The sequence below is a fragment of the Sphingomonas sp. PL20 genome, assembly GCF_017875905.1.
Taxonomy (GTDB): Bacteria; Pseudomonadota; Alphaproteobacteria; order Sphingomonadales; family Sphingomonadaceae; genus Sphingomonas; species Sphingomonas echinoides.
The window spans coordinates 3982671-4003417 of the sequence record NZ_JAGINH010000002.1 but is presented as its reverse complement, the minus strand read 5'-3'; the positions used below and the strand labels follow the sequence as shown (position 1 = coordinate 4003417).

Genomic DNA, 20747 nt, shown 5'->3' with positions numbered 1-20747 from the left:
GCCGGGAGGGTCAGGATTGGGTTCCGCACCTCGGCCTTGGTCGACCGGGCGCTCACCGGAGTTCGCCGATCAGCGGACGGAGGTCATTGGTGATGGCGGATTGCAGCATTGGGGGGCTCCTCGGCGCTGGGGAGCGGCTTGGACCCGCCCCTCGTCAGCCCTTTGCTCCCCCTCCCCTCACTCAGGCTGCGAGCCTGTCCCGATAGATGTCGGCCGCCCATTGCTCGATCCACGGGGAGGTCAGCTCGTCATGGTCGAGCTCTCCGGCCTCGATCAGGTCGCGGATCTCTTCGCGGGCTTGCGCGATGGCAACTTCCCAGGGATCGACTGACACAGGATCGTGAGGCGTGAGCCGAACCTGAGGAAGCTGGTGGGGCCGCCGGGCCAACCGAGCGCGTTGGGCACCGACCCAGCGTTCCAGATGATCAGCGACGAGCACATCCGTCTTGGGGACAGCGCGGCCGATGGCAGCGCGTCGGGCAGCGACGCCATAGGCCTGGCTATCGATCGACGCGACGCGGTGACTGTATGGCAAAAGGAACGGCAGCGCCGTCCCCTTCACCCCAAAAGCATGGAGCCGGACCCCCGCGGGCCGGACTCGGTCGAGATGGTCGATCACGGCGATCAGACCCTCGGGCCCGTGGATGTCACGCCTGCACATGCTTCCGACGCCAAGCAAGCCGGACGGCCCGATGATTCCGCTCAGTGCGTCAGCACAGCGCTCATAGTCGCTTGGAGTTCGGCCTTGGATGACCGGCATCATCGCATTGGCGATGCCGTGATCGTCGGCCAGTCTCCGGCAATCACGGTTTGCCCGTATGGTACGCGAGATGCGGTCGGTCACCTCTTCGCGATCGCCTGCGATCTCGGGTTCGACGCAATAGTCGGCGCTCGCCCACCACAAGAACGGGTGGGCGGCGGCGAGGGCAACATAATCGGCAATCGTCCAGGGGAATCCGCCGTAACGCGAGGCGGCCACGAAGCCGGCGGAGTCCAGGCAGAGCCCAGCCAGCCCCTTTGCGTTGCGAAGCTGAGTCGTCCGCCAGCCGATCCACTCGCGCCAGCCGCGCTTGTCAGACCAGCGCGACAGGCCGTTCGCTGAAATCAGGGCTGTGGTGCGTAGCGTCCGCGCCCGTTGGAGGATCGGACCCTCGTTGAGATGCGGGAGCCCGACGATGATGTCGATCTGCATGGTGAAGACCTTCCCCGGTGGTTCATGACCGGCTTGACCGGCGCGCATGTTCACGGTACGTTCCCGCGTGCTGGAGACTTGCGATGAAGAAAACCATTTTCCACGACCGGTTCGATCTCGACATTACCCTGCGCGATGCCGCTTTGGATGCCGACAACCGACCGACCCGTCGTATGCTCGCGAACGCCGCCATCGGCATGGACGTCGAGGACGCGTATTACTCGGTGCGCGAACTTCGGGAGGCGATCGCCTGGACGCACGAGGGGGACGTGTCGGCCAAGCGGAAGTTGACCGCGATCCTCGCCAACGATGGCGCCGACGATTTTCAGCGCTGCATCTATTTCTGTCTCGCTGGCCGAGGGGTGGTCGACATGCTCGACGATCTTGAGTGGCTGGAGGATATGCTCGAGCGCCGTGGGCGCGTGGCCGGCGAGATGCGGCGGATGAAGGGTCGGTGCATGCCGCTCACGAAGCCCTATGTCGCGGATGCTCCGGATGGCCCGCTCGTCAGGCTAGACGCGGATTTCGAGCAGGGTCCGTCCTGGTGGGCAGATCCCTCGCTTACGGCCTAAGGCTAACGCTCAACGGGAGCGTCCCTCGCACTGGAGACGCTCTCCTCGCCGCCATTTGGAAGGTTCGATCCACCGTCCGGCGAGAGCCCCAGCCTTCGCGGCCTTGGCCAGCGAGAAGGCGGTGGCGTAGCGGGCGGCACGGCCGGGATCGCTGCGAAGATACTGGGCCTCGGGGATACCGAGACCGGCGCGTATCAGGCGTTCGCCGAGATCAGCGCCACCCACGGTCACCGTCGCCACCGGCCGACCATAGGTCGTCGAAGGGGTAAGCCTGATCTGGGCTGTCTTCGACCGGAGCAGGTTCGCGGCATAATCCTGCGCGGCCTTGCCGCATTGCCAGCATGCACCGCGGCGCTCGCACAGCTGCCGGCGCTCGAACGCGTCAACGCCGAGGAGGCGGAAGTCGACGGCGACAGTGTCACCATCGAGCGCCCGTGCCCGGGCGTTGAAGCTCCGATCGTTATCGACTTCAGGTGAGGCTCCACAGGAAGCGAGCGCGAGGGCGGCGAGGAATATCGTCCGCATCATGACACGATCTCGACCTCGACATGCGCGTCGCGCGAAGGGGCGGTGGAGACATGAAACGGCTGCAGCGGGTTGCCTGTCCGAATGATGCTGACGCGGCCAGGTTGCGCGTCGAACAGCCGAGCCGCGACACGCTGCGCATTCTCGCGGCTGCACAGGAGGTAGCGCTTGGGCGACAGCCGGGGTGCTGGGGCAAACATGTCGAAATCCTTTTCACGGACATCATGGCCCGGGCGCGCGGCCTCAGGCAAATATCGTCTTGTGGACCTTCGTGACCGGCACGATCGTCCACTCCCGCTGCATGAAGCGGCTAATTGCGTAACCGATGCGGGTCTCAGGGTCGCGGAAGCTTAGCCGTCGCCCGCGCTTTACGACGATGAATTCCTCGCCGACATGGCCGTCCGTGAAGGTGAGCGGCGAGGCCAGCTTGATGCGGTCGCCATCTTCGATTTTGCGGGTACGCCGTTCAAGGTTGGCGCGGCAGCGCCGGCGCCAGTCGATCGCATATTCCTTGTCGGTCGGGGTCAGAAGATCGAGAATATGGGCCGGGCAGTTGTCCTCGCACGGACCCATCGATTCATCCATGTCCTTGTACCCGAAATGCTCGCCAGTCTTGCTTCGAGGGTTCCACATCACCTTGCACACGATCGCGAAGACGTCGCCGCCAACACCGTCGACCATCTGTTGGGCGGCGGCATAATAGGTGCGGTTTTGTGGACAAGACGAGGCAAGCAGTTTCAGCCCTTTGATGACGCCATCGACATCGCGGCTGTAGGTGAACTGCGCGTCCAGATATGCTTTTGGGGTTGCGTGCCCGCCCATATGGTAGCGGGACATTGTGAGCCAGCCCATCGATGATCTCCTCAGATTGTGGGTTTTCACCAGTCGTAAGTCGGCAGATCCTCGATCGGCTCGCAGTCGCGATCGAACTGGATCCAGGTCGCGCCAGCGGCCTCGGCCAGTGTGAGACAAGCGCGCAGCGCTGGTGGCATTGCAGCGCTGCTGGGCGACGGCACCCAGACGGACCACCCATAGTCCTGCCAGCGCTCGGCCACGATCTGAGCCTGCCAGATGGCAAGAACGTCGCGAGCCGCGATCGGCGGCGGGAACTGTATGAGGGCGTCTAGCTCGCGCGCCGTGTCCTGATCGACATGTGCGGTCGAGAGACAGACGAGCGTGTTGATTTCGAGTGACATAATGGCCTCCTTCACACCGCGGCGGCGAAAGGCTCGTCGGCCTCGGGCGCCATTGCGGCAGAGTGCGCAGCGTTCGGGTCATCGCTGAAGGCGAGCATATAGTTGAACGCCTGCTCGGCCTTGGAGGCGGCGTGAATGATCGCGGTCTTGTCGCCGCGGAGGATTCCGAGCCAGTGCGCGACGTAGCTGGCATGGCTGTCGTGAAGCTCATTGGGCAGGCCAAGGTGCGCGCAGACCAGCCCGCTCCCGATCTCGGCGACGAGTTCCTCGAAACTATAAGCCTTGTCACCGAAGCGCTTGCCGAAGGTGCGCGCCAATCGCTTCGTGCCGCCAGTCCAATGCGTGGTCTCGTGCGCCCGCACCGACGCGTAATGGTCCATCGTGCGGAACGTGCGCTGATGCGGCATCTGGATGTAGTCGAGGGTGGGCGCGAAATAGGCCTGGTCACCGCCATGTCGCACTTCCGCCGGTATCGCGGCGAAGAAGCGATCGATCTCGGCCTGATGCACCGACGGGTCGATCGGCGCGGGATCTTCGACGGGTGGGTAGTAATGTGAAGGCAGGCCATCGATCTGGTCTGCATTGAACACGATGTAATGCCGGAGGAAGCGGATGCTCCGCTCCTTCTCGGCGCCGGTAATCGGGTTCGCTTCGGTCTTCTTGAAGCTGGAATAATAGACCGAGAGCGAGCCGGACTCGCCACGGCGCACATTGCCGCCCAGCGCCTCGGCCTGGCGGTACGTCATCCAGTAGCGCGAGCGATAACCTTGGGCATCACCGATCGCCCATAGGTAGAAGGTATTGATGCCCGTGTAGGGCGTTCCGCAATGTCTGAGCGGCCGCCCGCCGCTTCCCTGCACACGCCAGGGTCGGCTCCATGGCGGGACGCCCTCGTCGAGCTTATTGATGATGAGATTGGTGATCTCGGCCGCGACATCGCGGCTCGGCCGTGCTTTTACGGTCATGACAATGCGCTCCGGAGAGCGGGCAAGCGGGGCCGCTAGCGCACGGGCGCCGACGGGCGGATGCCCTGGATGAAAATGATGAGTGACGGGAGCGGCGGACTGCCGCCCCCGCCATCAGGGTGTCAGGCTGCGGTCTCGAGCACCGTTTCGTCAGCCGCGGATGTGTCCGATCCGGGCTCGTCGGCGGAGTCAGCCTCATCCGACGAGCTATCCGCAGCGATATCGCCCTCGGCGCCGACGGCTTCAACGGTGTCGTCGCGATCGAGGTCGTCCGCGTCGACGAGACCCTCTTCGGGCTGGCCCTCGAGAAACCGCATCGCGTTGGGCACCCAGGCGAGCGCCGCTTCCTTGATCTCGGGCTCGACGATGGTGTCGCCGGCGAACAGCTTCTGACAGCTGGCCGAGATCTCGGTCTTCTTGAGCGAGGCATGACGGCCGCTGAGCGCCGGTCCCCCCACCTCGTCGAGCAGGCTGAGTATGCTGCCCTTGTTCACCCGGTCGAAGAAGTTCTCCGACGTCGGGCGCCACCAGCTGGCGACGTCGATTTCGAGGATAGAGGCCAACCGATTGTGAAGCGGGATCTGCTCGTTGCTGATGCCGGGTTTCGCCTCGAGCGAGATTGCGACGATGTAAGCCAGCCAGTTCGCCTTGCTGTCATCGTCGAGCGCCCGGAAGCCTTCGAACCGGTCGATCTCACTTTCGTGCTCGGTCCAACCAGCGTCGAGGCCTTCATGCGCCTCGGCCAGGTATTCGCGGGCCCGCGATGTCGGCATGTCGCCAACGTTCGGATCCTGCGGCGCGCCGGCGCGGATTGTCGTGCCGTATTTGGTCGAGTTGTAGCTGTAGCGGCCAGGCGTCTTGGTCCGGGCATCGACCATCACGAACAGCGCATAGTCGAGCGCGAGCGCGGGTTGGGCGAGGATGCAGGAGGCCAGAATGTCGCGGCGCTGCATCGCAAGTTCGTCATAAAGACGGGAGCTGAGCGGCTTGCCCCCAGGGGCCACCGCTTCGGGGCGATAGGTCGGTTCGGAAGGTTTGGGCCCGCCGATGCGGAAACCGCCCGACGAGCGCTCGCCATCTTCGCCATCGCCGCCTTGATCGTCGTCGACCGGCTCCTCGATGAGGATCTGCTGCTCACTATAATATTGGGTATCGAGCACCATCTCGCCCTGCGGCGTCAGAAGCAGGAACGCACCGACATGAGCCTTCAGCTCTTCGGGGAGTACCGGCGCGCGGTTCTCGATCGCATCGGCCTCGTTGATGAGCCGGTCGTCTTCCTGGTCGAGCAGCTTGAAATCGTCCTCGGAAAGGGTGTCGTCCTGCATCTCGAGTTCGAGTTCGGAGCGCCGCTCTTCGATTTCGGTCAGACGCTGTGCCTGTTCATCGGTCAGGTCAGGCTGACGCAGGATGGCGCGGTACAAGCCGTGCGCCGCGTTGTGCGCATAGTTGCTGGCGATTGGCCGGATCCACGCAAGGCCAGTTTCTTCGCCGACGCGCGTGGCCTCGGCCTCCATGATCTCGCCGGCCAGTCGATGCGCGATCTCCGGATTGACCCAGCGGTCGTTCCCATCGGTGAAGAGGTCGCCATCGATCTTGCCGCCGGCTTCGATGTAACGGGCCTCGCCGACCAGGATCGCGATCGGATCATTCGCCTTGAGCGTCTCGTTGGCGATAACGCGGCGGATCGTGTCGGCGTTGACGTAGCCATTCTTATAGTTGTTCCAGACCAGGAGCTGCTTGTCTTGGCTCTCGGTCGAAGCATAGGCCTTGGCCACATCAAGCGTGATCTCGCCGGCGCTGAGCGCTGCGAAGATCGGTTCAGCCAGCGACGCCAGCCGCAGCCGCCCCTCGACGAAGCGACGGGTTACGCCGAAGCGTTTGGCGACGGCGTCGAGATCACCGGTTGAGCCGATGAAATGCTGAAATGCGCGGCATTCCTCGGCGGGCGTCAGTTTGAGCTGGTGGAAGTTGGCAGCGGTCGACGTTTCGGACAGCGTGGCATCGTCGCCGGTCAGGACCTTGACTGGAACGTCGTAGTCGTCAGCGACGATCGTGCCGCGTTCGACGAGCAGCTGCAGTCCGCGCCAGCGCCGGCCGCCGTCGAAGACCTCGTAGGTGCCTCGCGGTTTTTTCGCCGGCGTGACAAGCAAGTTCTGCAACACGCCCTTGGCTTCGATGCTGGCCGCCATGGGTTCGATCTGCAGTTGCTCGTCGGGGGCGGTGCGGACGTTGATGGGCGAAAGCCGCAATTTGCTGAGTTTAATGGACTGGATCACGGGAGTAACTCCTTCTGGCGTCCGGCACATTCCGGACACCATCCCCGCTCCCCCTCACCTCTCTCCCAGGGTGGCCGCGGGGGTCGTTGCCGCAGGCAGCCTTCGCCGATCACGGCGCGTCGGCGGCCGAGGGCTTCGCTTCATGGGCACTGACACCGAAGCGCGTTACAACGCCTGCAGATCGGAGAATTACGATGGACGATCAGGCCGTTCGCGAAGCGCTACAACATCATTGGGAGGCGTCAGACGCCAATGACTTCGAAGCGGAACATGTGATCTATCACGAGGATGCTGAACTGTTTTATCCCCAGTCCGGCGAGCGGCTGCGCGGGCGACGCCACATTCAGGAAAGTCGGCGCATTCAACCAAGCAACAAACGCTTCGACGTGCGCAGGATGCTCGGCAGTGGCGATCTTTGGGTGACAGAACTTGTGATCACCTATGACGGCGAACCATCCTACGTCGTGAGTATCATGGAACTATGCGATGGCCTGATCGCGTGTGAGACGCAGTATTTTACTGGTCCGTTCGAACCGAGTCCCACGCGTGCTCATTTGGTTGAGCAGCGCTTATGACGAACATTTTCAGGGTGCGGCAAGCTCAAGCAGGCTGAAGGCACAATTGCCTCGCTGATCAAGCGCCACCGGCTATGATAAGGCTAAGAATCGTGGTCGCGTTCGGAGTCGGCAGGAAAACTCGCGTACGATACTGGATGACCTCGGTGAAGCAGCCGATCGACTTGAGCCAGGCGAGTTGCTGGGAGGGGGCGCCGACCAGTTCGATCCGGGGGCTTCCGTTCACCAGGGCGCGCCGGATGGTCATCGGAAAAGGTCGGGCAAGGTCGACGGGACGACCGGAGAAGGCGGACTTGACGATGTCCTGCGGCGCCAGGTTCTCGGCGCGGTCGATGCCCAGCTTGGTGAAGAGCTGGACGACATGCTCATCGAAGACAAGCCGGCCGAGCCAGCTATGACCCGCTTTGTCGGCGATGCGGTTCACGACAAGATGGTCGCTCGGCAGAGCGGACCAAATCGGGAGCAGCAGGCCGGTAGCAAGGCGGACGGTCTCGGTATCAACCTTGTTCGCCGCGTCCTCGGCTTCTTCGCTCCATTTGGCGGAAAAGGCATCCCGGTCGATGGTGGTCCATGCGCTTTCGAACAATTCGTGCTCGCGCATATATTCGCGCCTGGTCGGCCGCATCAGCTCGACCCGCGGGATCGGTGTCCCTTCCTTCTCCTCCATGAGAGTACGTGCCCGGGTCTGAAGCGCCACCTTGCCGGACTTGGTGTTGGTTAGGAATTGAGCGGTGGCATCGCTGTCGGCGATATGGAGGATCCGCTCGAGCGAGACCGGCACGCGCCGATGCTCGATTTCGATCGTAAGCAGATGCGAAGTGGCGCCGCTGACGGGGTCGGTGCGCAGGAGCGTGTCATCGATGAGGGTCGCCTTGTCGACCAGGATGGTCTCGACACCGACATCAAGCCGCCCGGCTTCGCGCGCCGCCGAGACGCGTGTTTCGACGAGAGAGAGGAATTCGTCGAAGATCTTGTTCTGAAGGCCGATCGGCAGCGCCAGGATGCGGTTCAGCCACCGCTGGATGGGCGGAAGCTCATCCTTCATGACGCCGTCCTTGTCACAAAGCTCAAGACCGGTCCGCTGTTCGAACTCTGCGTGGCTGACACTGGTCAGCTTCCCGCCGACGAGCAGGTGGAACCAGCTCACGAGCGCGGCGCAGGCATATTCGCTTTCGAGATTATCGGCGGGATCGAACAAATTCTGTCCGCCGGTCTGGCGCTGGCCTCGCGTAAGGGCGCCAAGGCTGTCGAGCCGACGCGCGATCGTGCTGGTGAAGCGGAGTTCGCCCTTGCAGTTCGTGGTCACCGGGCGGAACAATGGTGTGCTTGCCTGATGCGTGCGGTGCGTTCGGCCCAGCCCCTGAATCGCGCGATCGGCGCGCCAACCCGGTTCGAGCAGTAAGTGAACGCGCTGCTCCTGGTTCGCGACATCCCTTGATGCATGATAAGATCTGCCCGTGCCACCGGCGTCCGAGAAGACCAGCATGCGCTTGCGCCCTTCCATGAAGGCGGCGGCCTCGGCCTGGCTTGTCCGGGTCGAGCGGGTCTCGAGCTTCTGGCGACCATCGCCGCCCGAGATCAGCCGCTTCGTGCGACCCGTCACTTCGGCAACGCGGTCGTGTCCGAAATGCTCGAGCAGGCCGTCGAGCGCCGACATGATTGGGGGCAAGGCGCAAAGATGCTCGATCATCAGGTCGCGCGCCGCTTCGGCCTCGGGATTGTAGACCGGGTTTCCGGCTTCGTCCTCCATTGGAATGGACCGCGGCGTGCCTGTGTCGTCGGTGAACACGCGCATCTGCCGGGTCGGGAAAGCGCGCTCGAGATAATCGATGACATACTCGCGAGGAGAGAGATCGATTTCGAGGTCGGCCCGTTCATCTGGACTGAGCGCACCGAGACGCCGGTCGAGAATGGATTCGGCGGTTGTGACGAGTTGCATCACCACGGATTGCCCGTTCTCGAGGTGGTGCTTGGCGGCAGCGATGACCGTTGGCAGCTTCATCGACAGCAGGACCTGACCGAAAAAGCGCTGTTTGGTCGACTCGAACCGTGACCGTGCCGCGGCCTTGGCGCCGCTGTTCAGCGTCGCGTTCTCCAGTCCGTCCACGACTGCGGTCAGCTCCAGTGCCTTCTCCATGTTCTGGTGGATGATTGACCAAGCGTCCGCGTAGGTGTCGTAGATCTCGATCTGGGCGGGCGTCAGCTCATGTTGAAGAATGTCATACTCGACGCCGGCGAAGCTGAGCGCGCGGGCCATGTACAGACCGGTCGCCTTCAGATCGCGCGCAACCAGTTCCATGGCTGCGATCCCGCCTTGGCGGATGCTGCTGATGAACTGCTCGCGATCGGCGAAGGCGGTTTCTGGTCCCCACAGGCCGAGGCGAACCGCGTAAGCGAGATTGTTGATGTCCGAAGCACCAGTGGCGGAAGCGTATAGGACGCGAGCGTTCGGCAGGTAGTTCTGAAGCAGCACGCCGCAGATACCCTGCTGCGAGCCCTCTTTCGCACCGAGAGCCCCCTCCCCGCCCGCCACGCCGCCCATCTCATGAGCCTCGTCGAAGGCGATGACGCCGTCGAAATCTGCGCCGGCCCAGTCGGTGATCTGCTTGAGCCGGCTATGGTCACCGCGAAGAGAACGCAGTGTTGGATAGGTGACGAGCAAAACGCCCCGATCGAGCTTGATCGGCTCATCGATCTTCCAGTTCGAAAGGGGCTGGATGTCTCCGTTGAGGCCACCAAGCGCGGTCCAGTCGCGACGCGCATCTTCGAGCAGGGGAACGTTCTTCGTCACCCAGATATTGCGGCGACGGCCCTGCAGCCAGTTGTCGAGTATACACGCCGCGATCTGGCGGCCTTTGCCGGCGCCGGTCCCGTCGCCCAGGAAGAAACCCTTACGATACGCGTCGCCATCTTCGGCCAGCGTGAGGCCAACGCCCTCCTTATCGGGCTTGAAACGGCCGGGAATGATCTGCGACCAGGCGTGACCGGCATAGACGACGGTCTCGAGCTGCGATGCCGACAGCAATCGCTCAGCGACAGTGCGTTCTGGCAGCCGCGGCACATAGTCCGGGATCGGCGCCGGGATCGATCCCATCGCGACGGATTCGACCAGCGCGGTCGGGTGCTCGCCGGCTTTGTCGAAGACGATCCGGCTCGGGCGGTACGGTAGGTAGACGCCAGTCTGGTCAAGAAGAGGGGCAGGCGTCTCGAGCTTGGCGTAATCGACCGGCAACACGTCGTTGCGCACGGGTGCATGGTAGGCGCGTGGTGCGGGTCGGCTGCTTTTGATCGCCCGGAACATCGACACACCGGTCGCACGCTTCGGAAGGGTGGCGGGCAGGTCGGCGCGCGATGGCGCGCGCTCGGCAATCGCGAGCGCATCGAGCAATTCGGCCACGGACGAACGCTGGATGATCGCCGGCGGTGCCTTGCCCGGCAGCTTGTCGATCACGAACAGCCTGATGGCGATCGACGTGCCGTGCTTCAAATAGCACTTCTCGAGCCGGATTGTGGTTCTCACCGTAACGTCGCGGAGCACGGTCTCATACTGGTCGCGCATTCTTGCGCTCGGCCCGAACCAGTCCGGCATGATCGCGACAAGGCGGCCACCTGGTAGCAGACGGCGGAGCGCAGCCTGCAAATGGCGGACTGCGGCATAGTCGTCGGCCCCTCTACCAAGCGAGCGCGAGAATGGCGGGTTCATCAATATGAGCGTCGGGCGCTCGGTGTCGCCGAGGGAGGAGTTTAGCGTGGCGCCATCATGGCCGGTGACGATGGCCGTCGGGAACACCTCAGCGAGTCGGCCACGGCGTACCGGGTCGAGTTCGTTCAGGTGCAGCGATCGGTGCGCAGTAAGGTGCGCTACAAGGAGGCCATTGCCGGCGCTGGGCTCCAGAATGACGTCGTCGGACTGGACGTTGGCGAGCAGCACCGCGACGGCGGCGATGTCGACGGGTGTCGAGAATTGCTGCCACTCGATCTGGTCTTCACTGCGGACGGTTTGCGTCGGAAGCCGGCCCGCGAGTTCGATCATCGGTAAGACCTCGCAAAACGACGAAAGCGAAGAGCCCGATGCGCGGATGTGGAGGGCAAGGGCGTGTTCGAGGACTTCGAAGCTCTCGCGCTGGGTCCAGCGGCCCTCGGCATCCGACCCGCCAAAGGCCGACACCATAGCTTCATTGAGCTGCCGGCGGGTGAGCGGCGTGTCCGAGGACAACGATGTGAGGAGTTGGCGCGCGGCTTGCCGGTCGGCATGATCAGCCGCTTTGAAGAGGTCGGTCATCTGGGTTCTCCTGCGTGGCTGCACCCTCGGCAGCATCACACTCTCGATCCCCCTCCCCTCTCGACCGCCTCGCGGCGCCCCAGGTTCGCATCGACTGCACTTGAGCGTCGAGCGCCTTGGCCCAATCCTTGAACTTCGGCGGCGGTGGTGCGCGGCGTATCGCGAGGCCTGGCCGTGCATAGTGCCGAACCGCGTTGTCCGCGGCGCGTCGTCCCTCGGCGTCATTGTCTTCGGCGATCAGGAGGGTGGTGACGTGCTCCGGGATCACGAGCTGGTCGAGGCGACGGGCGCCTAACGAAGCCCAGCAGGGGATGTCGTTCAGTCGGGTGAACGCCTCGGCGGTTTCAAAGCCCTCGCCGATTGCGAGGATCGGCCCCCCTGCCCTGCCCCGCCAAGCCCCGGCACCCGGCGACCCGAGCATGACTTTGCGGATGTAGCCGGTGCCGTCGGGCTCAAGGAATATTCGCTGGATCGCCGTGAGCTTCCTTGTTTCCCGGACAGCAATGAGAAGCGCCGGCAGGAAGACGGTCTTCGGGCGCGGAAGATAGGGGCAGCGTCGATGAAAGCGGACGTCTGGCGGCGGCGGGAGTAAATTACGATGCGCCAGATAACGCTCAGCGAGGCTGCCGGGGATTTCGACTCCCTGATCCCAGATGCGCTCGACATTCGCCGAACGGCTGGGTTGCTCGAGTGCTGGATACGCATAGCTTTGCCCTGGTCTGATGCGGCCAAGTTCGCGCAACACGTCTTCACGTGCGCAGCCCGCAAAGCACGTGACCAGGATGGATCGGTCACCTTGGCGGATGGAAAGGCTTGGATCGCTGTCGGCGTGGGCTGGGCATCGGCACATCGCGACATAGCCGCTCCAGGTGCCCCCGAGTGCTCCGACGATGTTGACCAGTTCTTGGGAAGGCCGTTTGGCTGTAAGCGGCATGGTTGTACCTCCTGCTTACCAGCTCGGCCCCCCTCCCCTCTCTCTTTGTCGTCGCCCATGGTGCAGTTTTATGCGCCCGAGTGCCTGGCGCGAATCGGCAGTCTTCTTCGAAAGAATCATTTTTAAATACGCCGCTGCTCGCAGCGGAAGGATTCATAATTCAAATTGATTCAGATTCAGGCTCGAAAAGCCATTTGGTTTCAATCGATTATTCGGTTTTACCTGACTTGACGGGGGAGTTTGCCTGACCTCGCGGGGGCTGAAGCCTGTCCTCGCGGGGGAGGATACCTGACCCGTTGGGGTAACCCTGACCTCTTGGGGGAAGACGCATCGCGCACCATCCCGAACCGATCCCGAGCGGTTTTTGGTCTAATACACCCGCTGAGCGGGGCGGAACGGCTGTTTTCTGTCGCTCCGGGAGCTCGATCCGCGACTCGGTGGATCTCCTCGTTTTCTTGGGTCCGGGGACGGGAATCTATCCTGACCGCATGGGGGCTGTCGTTGAAGATCTATCCTGACCTGACTTGACGCGAAGGGTCAGGTCAGGCAGCAAACAGTTTCCGAAGACTCAGTTTCGATCGTACTATGGCATGGAATCCGAAGCAGGCCAATTAGCTGAAGAAGTCGAACCAGCAATCGACGAAGTCTCGCCTGGACGAGCTATGCGCGTGGCTGCGGCTTTGCGAGCAAAAGGCGGCGATGAATTCGCTAAGCCTGGCAACATTATCGAAGTTAAGTTCGTCAAAGGCGAATCGCTGAGCCTGACAGCGTCTCGTTTGCTTGCGCTCATGATCCTGACGGCTGGAGGTGATGCTTGGGAAGACAAGCCACACCGGATGCGAAAGGCCGACATTCGCCGAGGGCACAAGGGTAACGAGCGAATCACCGACATGTTGGAGGAGCTTCATCGGACGCTGTTCGCAGTCGATGACAAATCCTGGCGCGGAAAGAAGGCGACGCTTCGTTTCTCGCTGATCTCGCGGTCGCGCGAGGAAACCGAAGAGGACGGTGGTGAGGCCGGCTGGATCGAGTGGGAGTTCACGCCGGACGCCCGCAAGATGATCCAGGCGTCCGAAACTTATGCCGTCCTGAACCGGCAGGCAGTGCTCGGCTTCAGGTCCAACTACGCATTGCGGTTGTATGAGCTTGGCGCGTTGCGCCTCCATCGGAGACAGGCAACTTGGCGGGGCGACATGGCAGCGCTCCGGGCCGCTCTGGGGATACCCCCCGAGGTATACACCGACTTCGCGCAGCTGCGCCGCAAAGTACTCGAGAAGGCAAAGGCGGAGATCGATCAGCTGGCCCATTTTCGTGTCGAGTGGCGCGAAATCCGGCAGGGTCGAACGGTGGCCGAAATCGAATTCCGCTTCGAGCCGAAGAGCCCGCCGGAGGTTATCGAAACGGTCGATGAGCTTGATCGTCATTCCGGTGGCCGCCGAGAACGGCGGGATGGCACGGTTGAATCGATCTCAGTAGGGCAGGCGGCTGTCGCGGCCCCGCCCAAGGCGCTCACCAAACCAGAGGATAAAACCTTCCCCAGCGGGTCGATCCGTTTTGGCCACGATGATCTACTCGCAATCGGCCGGGCCCATGGCGGTGGCTGGGACATCGATATGATCGCAAGCGGATTTCGCGAGCATATGGGCGAGCGCCTCGAGAAGCTCCGTGGTGTGAAGCTGGCGGCTGCATGGAAAGGGTTCTGCGAGAGCTGGGTTACCCGGCGAGGTCGGGCGCTTTAGGACAAAATTGCACGCGTGCAATTTTCGCCTCCCCCACCGAGTCAGGTTAGCGGCGATGTCGCCTGAAAACGGGGCGGAACGGCAGGCGCACTTTCGAAATTAGCGAATTTATTGACCGAAAATCGCAAGTGCGTATACCATGCCTTGAATTTCGAAAGGCGGGAGCATGTCAAATAGTCTCGAACTAGAGGAGGCCGATCGCCTTGTGTCCGTCGCGACACTGGCGAGCCGCACATCTTCGGTCCTGGAAAGGCTGCGGGATTCGGCCCGAAGCGCTAGAAGCGACGATCGTCGTGAGCCGACCTTCACGATCAGCAAAGCAGCCGAGCTCGTCGGCCGGACCGCGGCAGCGATTCGTGATGCGGAGAAGGATGGGCGCCTGCCGGAGCCGACGCGGACTGACAATAACCGGCGCGAAAAATATACGCTCGCGCAACTCAATGACATGCGCGGGGTGTTTGGGACCCGGCCGTATCGCAGCCCCGGAGATCCATGCTGCGTCGTCGCCGTTCAGAACTTCAAGGGTGGCGTGGGTAAGTCCACGCTCGCGGTGCATCTGGCGCAATATCTCGCAATCCGCGGCTACCGCGTGGCGCTCATCGACTGCGACAGTCAGGCGTCGGCGACTACCTTGTTCGGCTATGTGCCCGACCTCGACCTTGACGAAGACGATACGCTCTACCCCTTCCTTCGCGAGGGGGAGAGAACGTCGCTCGATTATGCGCTCCGCAAAACGCATTTCGACGGCCTCGAGCTTATCCCGGCGAACCTGAGGTTGTTTCAGTCCGAATATGAATTGGCGGCACGCATGGCCCGCGGGAGCGGCGGGTTGCTGGATCGGTTGAGAGAAGGGATCGAGAGCATCTCGGACCGCTTCGATGTGATCGTAATGGATCCGCCGCCCGCCTTGGGCGCGATTTCGCTGTCGGTGCTGCGTGCGGCAAATTCACTGGTAGTGCCAGTGCCGCCGACGGTCATGGATTTCTCCTCGACAGCTGCCTTTCTCTCGATGCTGGACGAGACGATCGAACAGCTTTCCGAGCGCGGTCTGGCGCCTGAGTTGCGGTTCCTCCGGTTTGTCGCGTCTAAGGTCGACGAGAACAAGTCGATGCAGAAGGAGCTGTTGAACCTGATGCGGACCCTGTTCGGTCATGCGATGGTGCGCACGCCACTGAAGGACTCGGCGGAGATCGATAACGCGACCGCTCGTCTGATGACGGTTTATGAACTCGATGGCCCGGCGACCAGCTCTGCAGTTCGTAACCGTTGTCTTGCCTATCTCGACGGCGTGAATGGCGAAATCGAGGTCGACATCCGGTCGATGTGGCCAAGCCATCAGAAGCGCTTGCGCGAAGCGGCGCTGGCGTGAGCAAAGGAAATTGCACGCGTGCAATTTTCGGTAGAATCACGAATTGCACGCGTGCAATTCCGAGCGAAGGGAGGCTCACATGAGCAGGAAAAACAGCGGCTTTGCCGCTGATCTCGCGGCCGGAATCGATCTCTCGAATGAGGCCGCACCGGCGCGACGATCCGGCATTGCAACGAACGTGTTGACGGGCAGAGCCAACCGTCTCGCCGACTTGGCGTCAGGTGCAGTGGTGACGCGCACCCATGAACTGGTGGACCCGGCCCGATGCCGCATGTGGGCGGGGCACAACCGTGAATATGCCCTGCTCAACGAGCAGCGCTGCGAGGACCTGATCGAAAGCATCAAGGCGCAAGGGCGGCAGGAGATACCGGCGATCGTTCGTCGGGTCGTGGGCGATCCGGACTACGACTTCGAAGTGATCTGTGGCGCACGGCGGCACTGGACCATCAGCTGGCTGCGGTCGCACAACTATCCGGAATTCAAATTCCTGGTCGACGTCCGCGAGATCGGCGACGAAGAAGCGTTTCGCCTTGCGGATATCGAGAACCGTGCCCGCGACGACCTAACGGATCTGGAGCGCGCTCGCGATTATCTGCGAGCGCTCGACGCCTATTACGAGGGGCGTCAGAAAACGATGGCAGAGCGCCTGAAAGTCTCTGAGAGCTGGCTGACGCGTTACCTCGATCTGGCGCGCCTGCCGGCCGAGCTGACGAGAGCGTTCACGGAACCCCAGGAACTGGGAGTCCGTAATGCGATCGCGCTCAAAGCGCTGATGAAACCGGAGGATCGTAGGGAGCGTGCGTTCCAAGAGGCGGGGCGTCTAGCGAAGGTTCAGGCAGACACCGGCCAAGCGATGCCCGTACTCGAGGTCATCAAAGCCCTCACCCTCGCCGTAGACCCCCCCAAGAGGTCAGGATCCCCCAAGAAGTCAGGAAAGCCGGAAACGGTGACAGGCGCCGGAGGGAAGCCGATCTTGCGGATCGAGGGTGCCGATCGGAAGGGCGTTCGCCTCACATTGCTCAGCAAGGGCGGAGCGACGCGGGAAGAGGCCGACGAGGCCATTCGCAAGGTGCTAGACCAACACTGGGCCTGACGGTCGGGCTGACGCCTTGAGAAGCTTCCTAGCACCTTGTGGGGTGATGTTGAGGAGCTTCGCCACCGCTTGAGGTTGAAGACCTGGATAGGACAACAGGAGCCGCGCGAGCAGGGGAGCTTTGCTCCGCCGGGTGACGCCCCGATCAACAAGCGCTTTGTCGGCAGTGCGTTCGATTGCATCAAGTTCCTTGAGGCCCGCGCGAGCCGCTCTCCCAATGGCATCTGCCATATATTCGGCCAAGGCAGCAGGGGAGGGGGGCAGGAACTTCGGCAGCAGGATCAGTGAGGGGAGGAACCGGGATGTGAAGCCCGCGCGATGGAGCATCCGCGGCACGGCGACGGCGATCAACCACAGGCGATCGCGTTGTCTGGGCGGGAGGTCGAGCGATCGCCCGTCGAAGCTGACGACGTCGACCGACGATTGGGACGCCGGCTCGGTAAGAGCGGCAAGCGCGAAAATGCGATGCGCGATAGAAACCAGGTCGGCGGTCGCGAAGGGCGCATCAGCTTCAGCTCTGATCTGGCGCCACATGGGGCCGAAATGCGCAAGGTCATCGCTGGCATAGGTTGCAGCCTCGGCGCGATCGTCGAGCACCGATCGCAGAATCTGCAACGTGGCCTGATTCACAGGATCCCGAACCTCTTCGTCCCGCGATAGCGCGAGGTGGAAGATCGCGGCCACGGATATAGGATCATTGAGACCTTCGGAAGCACGGGGTGGGGGGCTGTGCCCTGCAATCCAGCTTTGGAGGTCGCTTACCCCGATCGGAACGCCGGCGAGGCCGGCAAGGGCGGCAGCACCCGCGAGACGAGAACGCGCCAAAAAGATGTCGGCGCACGGACTACCAAGGACCCGCCCGTCAAGGCGGCCGAGAAGCAGAAGCGGGTCGTCAGCCTTCAGGTTTGCGGTGCGCGCCATTGCCGCCATCCTGCCATTAATGGAAACCAAAGTCAGCTGTTGGTTTCGCACTCCTGCGTTAGCGGAATATGGACATGCGATAATTGCACTTATCACATAAGCGGAATTGACCCCTCTTTATAAGGTGCGGTAGAAGGCGGGCTGAGGAGCGAAGCGCATGATAGGCACCGAAACCGCCCTAGAAGGGCGAGAAACCGCTGTAGCGGCGCCTGAGGCGGTCCTGCGGGCTGCCAGGGCACCGGCCGACCTTGCGTGGACGATCGTGCAGATGCGCGCCGGTGAGCGCATCACCGTCAACGAGGCGCTGATCGACGCCTATCAAGCCGCTTCATCTCCCCACAGCATCCGCGCGCTCAAGTCCGACGTCGAGGCGTTCGACAGCTGGTGTCGGCGCACCAACCGGATCGCGCTGCCGGCGACGGCCGAGACCGTGGCCGATTATCTCGACGCGCGGGCAGGGAAAGGGAGCCGGCCGGCGTCGCTATCCCGGTACAAGGCGTCGATCGCCAAGATCCACCAGCTGCTCGATCTGAAAGATCCGACGCCGGCGCCTCTGGTCAAGCTGCGGCTCCAGGCGGTGCGTCGTGAGAAGGGGGCGGCGCAGAAGCAGGCGCGGCCGCTGCGGTTCAAGGGTCCGGTGCGCGACGTCGAGCGCGACAAGGCACGCGGGCTCAACATCCGCGCGCTGCTCGAGAGCTGCGGCGACGATTTGCCGGGTCTACGCGATCGGGCGCTGCTGTCGGCTGCCTACGACACCGGCCTGCGCGCCTCCGAGCTGGTAGCGGTCGCGGTCGAGCATATCGAGGAGGCGATCGATCCCGAGGCGCGCCTGCTGCAGATCTTGCGGAGCAAGGGTGATCAGGACGGGGAGGGGGCGACCGCTTACCTAAGCCCGCGCACTGTGGCGGCGATCGCGGCCTGGACCGAAGCGGCCGAGATCACCGAGGGGCCGCTGTTCCGGCGGGTGCAGGTGCGGCGCTACAAGGCGCGCGCTGCCGTGCGCGGTCGGCCGATCGACAGCATCTCGGGGCGAGAAACCTGGGATCTGCGCAAGACGCTCTCCAAACCGGCGGTGAAAGCGCGCGTCGAATATGACATCGGTAGCGTGGCGCTGCATCCCGGGTCGATCGGGCCGATCTTCCGGTCGATCATCCAGCGGGCGTTCGACCTCGGCGCTTTGCCTGATCTCACGGCCGAGGATCTCGCCCGGCTGCTCAAGGGGATCAGCGCGCACTCGACGCGGATCGGGCTCAATCAGGATCTGTTCGCCAGCGGTGAGGATCTGGCCGGAATTATGGATGCGCTGCGGTGGAAGTCGCCGCGCATGCCGCTCGCTTACAATCGCAACCTTGCGGCGGAACACGGGGCAGCAGGGCGCCTTATGGCGAAGATTGGGTAGAGGGGTGCTCATCGACTATGATCGCCCTGTCACCTGGCCGCTCGAGGTTACTACCTTTCTCGAGGCAAATCGCGCTGTCTTAGAAGATTGGCTCACCGATCAACGCTTCGCTTCTCCGCATCACTACGACGCAATCATCAGAGACCTTTCTGACGTGCTGCTGCCTCATAATATACTCGCTTGGCATAACACCCGCCTTACCAGGCGCGAGGCTGCCGCGATCGGCGCCAATGGAATGTACCTAGACCAAGTGCATCGCCCGCATGGCGACAAGGCGCCCTTGGTTTTGCCGGAACTGGATGGGGCGTGGGCGAACATGACCGAAATATCGCTGCCCCGAAGCGCCGACGCCCATACGGCGCTCGGCCTCGTAGGACAGGATGGACGCGATCGCATCGGGCACCATCGACCAGCTTGAGAAGATCAGTGCTTTGGTCAGCGGCGGCCCGGATCGCTCGGGACCGTAATAGGGTAGACGATACGCTTGATGCCCGCCGTCTTGGCGGCCTCGATGACGTTGCGGTGCTGTGCCTCGCGCTGCCCGACCTCGCTCGACGAGATCAAGAGCAACGTGTCGATCCCGGCCAGTGCCGGAGCGAGCGTCTCAGGCTGCGCGTAATCGAACGCGCGTGCCTCGACACCCAGGTCGCTGGCCTTTTCGGGCGAGCGCACCAGCGCCACGATCGGCTCGCCGGTCGACTTGCGCTTCAGGCTTTCGATGACGAGGCGGCCAAGCTGGCCGGTCGCGCCGGTGACGGCGATGGTCATGACAATTCTCCTTCAGTGACGCGGTGAGATCAGTTGAAACGGAAACCCGAGATGGCGGTCGACAGCACTTCCTCGGCATAGACCCGGGCGCCTTCGCCTTCGGCCGCGCCGGCCGCGACCATCAGGGGCAGCAGATGCTCCTCCTTGGCCGGGGGATGCGCGAACCGCGCCGAGGGCGCATCGGCCCAATGCGCCAGACGCTCGGCCCGCTGTGGGCCGTCCAGCTCCATGCTTTCGGCCAGCCACTGGTCGAACGCCTGCGAGCCGGGCGTCGAGCGCGGATCGCCATAGGCGCGCATGTTATGGAAGCTCATGCCCGAACCCAGGATCAGCACGCCCTCCTTCCGCAGCGGCGCGAGGGCGCGCCCGGCAGCGACATGGAGGGCCGGGTTCAGCCCCCGCTCGACGGACATCTCGATCAGCGGAATGTCGGCATCCGGAAAGGCCACCTTGAGGGGCACGAACACGCCGTGATCCAGGCCCCGTGTCGCGTCGACAGACGAGGGGATGCCCGCATCCTTGAGCAGAGCCGCGGCACGGGCGGCGAGCGCGGGTGCGCCCGGCACGTCGTAGCGCAGCTGATAGGTATGGGGCGGGAAGTTGTAATAGTCGTAGATCAGCTCGGGCCGTTCGGCGCCGGTCAAGGCAAAGCCGTCCGTCTCCCAATGTCCCGAGACGACGAGGATAGCCTTGGGCTTCTCGGCAAGCGAGTTCGGCAGGCTGCGCAGGAACGCTTCCATACCGCTCCACACGCCGCGCGGATCGTCCATGAAGAAGCAGGGGCCGCCGCCATGCGGGATGAAGTAGGTAGGCTGGACGCTCATGGTCATACACTCCGGTGCAGGCGCCACGGAAGCCGCCTGGATCATTGTTCGATCTGTTGACCGGATATGTGCCCACTATCGCGCAATGATAATCTGCCACGTAGAAGGATCAGCTTC

19 protein-coding genes are annotated in these 20747 nt (G+C 63.1%); 7 read left to right on the top strand and 12 right to left on the bottom strand.

What is annotated here, in order from left to right; translation table 11 throughout:
* Positions 1–181: 181 nt before the first annotated feature.
* Positions 182–1192: a deazapurine DNA modification protein DpdA family protein gene (locus H4W01_RS18850; RefSeq protein ID WP_209613461.1), complete on the bottom strand. Its 1011-nt coding sequence runs from the start codon at positions 1190–1192 to the stop codon at positions 182–184.
* Between the two features lie 83 nt (positions 1193–1275).
* Here H4W01_RS18850 and H4W01_RS18845 point away from each other — a divergent pair, with 83 nt between their 5' ends.
* Positions 1276–1764: a hypothetical protein gene (locus H4W01_RS18845; protein WP_209612838.1), complete on the top strand. Its 489-nt coding sequence runs from the start codon at positions 1276–1278 to the stop codon at positions 1762–1764.
* Between the two features lie 9 nt (positions 1765–1773).
* Here H4W01_RS18845 and H4W01_RS18840 read toward each other — a convergent pair whose 3' ends face one another.
* The 6 genes from H4W01_RS18840 to H4W01_RS18815 form a co-directional block, all read right to left on the bottom strand.
* The gene (locus tag H4W01_RS18840; RefSeq protein WP_209612837.1) at positions 1774–2292 is read right to left on the bottom strand and encodes a thermonuclease family protein; all 519 of its coding nucleotides are present in this window, start codon (positions 2290–2292) and stop codon (positions 1774–1776) included.
* Positions 2289–2489 (bottom strand): hypothetical protein, encoded by a 201-nt coding sequence (locus H4W01_RS18835; protein ID WP_209612836.1) that lies wholly within the window; start codon positions 2487–2489, stop codon positions 2289–2291. Before H4W01_RS18835 ends, H4W01_RS18840 begins: the two co-directional genes overlap by 4 nt.
* Positions 2490–2532: 43 nt before the next feature.
* Positions 2533–3141 (bottom strand): DUF6927 domain-containing protein, encoded by a 609-nt coding sequence (locus H4W01_RS18830; RefSeq protein ID WP_209612835.1) that lies wholly within the window; start codon positions 3139–3141, stop codon positions 2533–2535.
* Between the two features lie 26 nt (positions 3142–3167).
* The gene (locus H4W01_RS18825; protein ID WP_209612834.1) at positions 3168–3485 is read right to left on the bottom strand and encodes a DUF5983 family protein; all 318 of its coding nucleotides are present in this window, start codon (positions 3483–3485) and stop codon (positions 3168–3170) included.
* An 11-nt stretch (positions 3486–3496) separates the two neighbouring features.
* The gene (locus H4W01_RS18820) at positions 3497–4450 is read right to left on the bottom strand and encodes an ArdC family protein (protein ID WP_209612833.1); all 954 of its coding nucleotides are present in this window, start codon (positions 4448–4450) and stop codon (positions 3497–3499) included.
* Positions 4451–4572: 122 nt separating this feature from the next.
* Positions 4573–6726, bottom strand: a complete 2154-nt coding sequence (locus tag H4W01_RS18815) for a ParB/RepB/Spo0J family partition protein (protein WP_209612832.1) — start codon at positions 6724–6726, stop codon at positions 4573–4575.
* 194 nt (positions 6727–6920) lie between these two features.
* Here H4W01_RS18815 and H4W01_RS18810 point away from each other — a divergent pair, with 194 nt between their 5' ends.
* Complete coding sequence (locus H4W01_RS18810) at positions 6921–7301, top strand: nuclear transport factor 2 family protein (protein WP_209612831.1); 381 nt, start codon at positions 6921–6923, stop codon at positions 7299–7301.
* A gap of 58 nt (positions 7302–7359) precedes the next feature.
* Here the strand turns inward: H4W01_RS18810 and H4W01_RS18805 are convergent, their stop codons facing one another.
* Positions 7360–11583, bottom strand: coding sequence for a strawberry notch-like NTP hydrolase domain-containing protein (locus H4W01_RS18805; protein ID WP_209612830.1), 4224 nt, complete (start codon positions 11581–11583; stop codon positions 7360–7362).
* Positions 11558–12517, bottom strand: a complete 960-nt coding sequence (locus tag H4W01_RS18800) for a DUF7146 domain-containing protein (protein ID WP_209612829.1) — start codon at positions 12515–12517, stop codon at positions 11558–11560. The genes H4W01_RS18805 and H4W01_RS18800 overlap by 26 nt, the downstream gene beginning before the upstream one ends.
* Before the next feature lie 590 nt (positions 12518–13107).
* Between H4W01_RS18800 and H4W01_RS18795 the strand changes: the two genes are divergently transcribed.
* The 3 genes from H4W01_RS18795 (at position 13108) to H4W01_RS18785 (ending at position 16718) form a co-directional block, all read left to right on the top strand.
* The gene (locus H4W01_RS18795; protein WP_209612828.1) at positions 13108–14256 is read left to right on the top strand and encodes a replication initiation protein; all 1149 of its coding nucleotides are present in this window, start codon (positions 13108–13110) and stop codon (positions 14254–14256) included.
* Positions 14257–14422: 166 nt separating this feature from the next.
* On the top strand, positions 14423–15625 hold the full coding sequence (locus H4W01_RS18790) for an AAA family ATPase (RefSeq protein ID WP_209612827.1): 1203 nt from the start codon (positions 14423–14425) through the stop codon (positions 15623–15625).
* A 79-nt stretch (positions 15626–15704) separates the two neighbouring features.
* Entirely contained in the window at positions 15705–16718 is a 1014-nt protein-coding gene (locus tag H4W01_RS18785) for a ParB/RepB/Spo0J family partition protein (protein WP_209612826.1), read from the top strand.
* Here the strand turns inward: H4W01_RS18785 and H4W01_RS18780 are convergent.
* Positions 16698–17639: a hypothetical protein gene (locus H4W01_RS18780; protein ID WP_209612825.1), complete on the bottom strand. Its 942-nt coding sequence runs from the start codon at positions 17637–17639 to the stop codon at positions 16698–16700. The genes H4W01_RS18785 and H4W01_RS18780 overlap by 21 nt on opposite strands.
* 160 nt (positions 17640–17799) lie before the next feature.
* Between H4W01_RS18780 and H4W01_RS18775 the strand changes: the two genes are divergently transcribed.
* Together H4W01_RS18775 and H4W01_RS18770 are read left to right on the top strand one after the other, a co-directional pair.
* The gene (locus H4W01_RS18775; protein WP_209613460.1) at positions 17800–19038 is read left to right on the top strand and encodes an integrase; all 1239 of its coding nucleotides are present in this window, start codon (positions 17800–17802) and stop codon (positions 19036–19038) included.
* Positions 19039–19042: 4 nt separating this feature from the next.
* A complete protein-coding gene (locus H4W01_RS18770) occupies positions 19043–19456 on the top strand; it encodes a hypothetical protein (RefSeq protein WP_209612824.1) in 414 nt (137 codons plus the stop codon).
* A gap of 17 nt (positions 19457–19473) precedes the next feature.
* Here the strand turns inward: H4W01_RS18770 and H4W01_RS18765 are convergent, their stop codons facing one another.
* A complete protein-coding gene (locus tag H4W01_RS18765; RefSeq protein ID WP_209612823.1) occupies positions 19474–19806 on the bottom strand; it encodes an NAD(P)H-binding protein in 333 nt (110 codons plus the stop codon).
* Between the two features lie 29 nt (positions 19807–19835).
* Positions 19836–20675, bottom strand: a complete 840-nt coding sequence (locus H4W01_RS18760; protein ID WP_334685355.1) for a DODA-type extradiol aromatic ring-opening family dioxygenase — start codon at positions 20673–20675, stop codon at positions 19836–19838.
* Between the last annotated feature and the right edge of the window lie 72 nt (positions 20676–20747).

What these genes read in the sequence shown, in the direction of transcription:
- H4W01_RS18850 (WP_209613461.1), bottom strand. Translation starts at nt 1,192, where the DNA reads ATGCAGATCGACATCATCGTCGGGCTCCCGCATCTCAACGAGGGTCCG.
- H4W01_RS18845 (WP_209612838.1), top strand. Translation starts at nt 1,276, where the DNA reads ATGAAGAAAACCATTTTCCACGACCGGTTCGATCTCGACATTACCCTG.
- H4W01_RS18840 (WP_209612837.1), bottom strand. Translation starts at nt 2,292, where the DNA reads ATGATGCGGACGATATTCCTCGCCGCCCTCGCGCTCGCTTCCTGTGGA.
- H4W01_RS18835 (WP_209612836.1), bottom strand. Translation starts at nt 2,489, where the DNA reads ATGTTTGCCCCAGCACCCCGGCTGTCGCCCAAGCGCTACCTCCTGTGC.
- H4W01_RS18830 (WP_209612835.1), bottom strand. Translation starts at nt 3,141, where the DNA reads ATGGGCTGGCTCACAATGTCCCGCTACCATATGGGCGGGCACGCAACC.
- H4W01_RS18825 (WP_209612834.1), bottom strand. Translation starts at nt 3,485, where the DNA reads ATGTCACTCGAAATCAACACGCTCGTCTGTCTCTCGACCGCACATGTC.
- H4W01_RS18820 (WP_209612833.1), bottom strand. Translation starts at nt 4,450, where the DNA reads ATGACCGTAAAAGCACGGCCGAGCCGCGATGTCGCGGCCGAGATCACC.
- H4W01_RS18810 (WP_209612831.1), top strand. Translation starts at nt 6,921, where the DNA reads ATGGACGATCAGGCCGTTCGCGAAGCGCTACAACATCATTGGGAGGCG.
- H4W01_RS18805 (WP_209612830.1), bottom strand. Translation starts at nt 11,583, where the DNA reads ATGACCGACCTCTTCAAAGCGGCTGATCATGCCGACCGGCAAGCCGCG.
- H4W01_RS18800 (WP_209612829.1), bottom strand. Translation starts at nt 12,517, where the DNA reads ATGCCGCTTACAGCCAAACGGCCTTCCCAAGAACTGGTCAACATCGTC.
- H4W01_RS18795 (WP_209612828.1), top strand. Translation starts at nt 13,108, where the DNA reads ATGGAATCCGAAGCAGGCCAATTAGCTGAAGAAGTCGAACCAGCAATC.
- H4W01_RS18790 (WP_209612827.1), top strand. Translation starts at nt 14,423, where the DNA reads ATGTCAAATAGTCTCGAACTAGAGGAGGCCGATCGCCTTGTGTCCGTC.
- H4W01_RS18785 (WP_209612826.1), top strand. Translation starts at nt 15,705, where the DNA reads ATGAGCAGGAAAAACAGCGGCTTTGCCGCTGATCTCGCGGCCGGAATC.
- H4W01_RS18780 (WP_209612825.1), bottom strand. Translation starts at nt 17,639, where the DNA reads ATGGCGCGCACCGCAAACCTGAAGGCTGACGACCCGCTTCTGCTTCTC.
- H4W01_RS18765 (WP_209612823.1), bottom strand. Translation starts at nt 19,806, where the DNA reads ATGACCATCGCCGTCACCGGCGCGACCGGCCAGCTTGGCCGCCTCGTC.
- H4W01_RS18760 (WP_334685355.1), bottom strand. Translation starts at nt 20,675, where the DNA reads ATGATCCAGGCGGCTTCCGTGGCGCCTGCACCGGAGTGTATGACCATG.